At 69.3% G+C, this 584-nt stretch carries 1 protein-coding gene; it reads left to right on the top strand.

The features are described 5' to 3' along the window. Nucleotides 1-584: TRAP transporter large permease subunit (locus GBZ48_RS35920; protein ID WP_174475383.1), on the top strand; the 584-nt coding region annotated here is incomplete at both ends.

Below are 584 nucleotides of genomic sequence, written 5' to 3'. Positions count from 1 at the left end.
GGCTCGGCCATCGCCGACACCGCGGCACTCGCCACGCTGCTGATCCCGATGATGCGCGACCATGGCTATCCGGTGCCGCGCTCCGCCGGCCTGATCGCGTCGGGCGGCATCATCGCCCCGATCATCCCGCCCAGCATGCCCTTCATCATCTTCGGCGTGACCACCAACACCTCGATCAGCTCGCTGTTCATGGCCGGCATCGTGCCGGGCCTGCTGATGGGGCTGGGGCTGATCGGCGCCTGGATGTTCGTCGTCCGCGACATGACGGTGAAGCTGCAGCCGAAGGCCAGCGGCCGGGAACGGCTGAAGGCGCTGGGCGACGGCGTCTGGGCGCTGGCCCTGCCGGTCATCATCATCGGGGGCTTGCGCGGCGGCATCTTCACGCCGACCGAGGCCGCGGTGGTCGCCGCCGTCTATTCGCTGTTCGTGGCGCTGTTCGTCTACCGTCAGGTGACGCTGCCGCAGCTGGTCCCGCTGCTGGTCCAGGCGGCGCGCACCACCAGCACCGTCATGTTCCTGTGCGCCGCCGCCCTGGTGTCGTCCTACATGGTGACGCTGGCCGACCTGCCGCAGCAGATGACCGA

This window comes from Azospirillum melinis (assembly GCF_013340935.1).
GTDB classification, from domain to species: Bacteria; Pseudomonadota; Alphaproteobacteria; order Azospirillales; family Azospirillaceae; genus Azospirillum; species Azospirillum melinis.
Note: the sequence above shows the minus strand (reverse complement) of the source record. Positions and strands in the feature narration are given on the sequence as shown.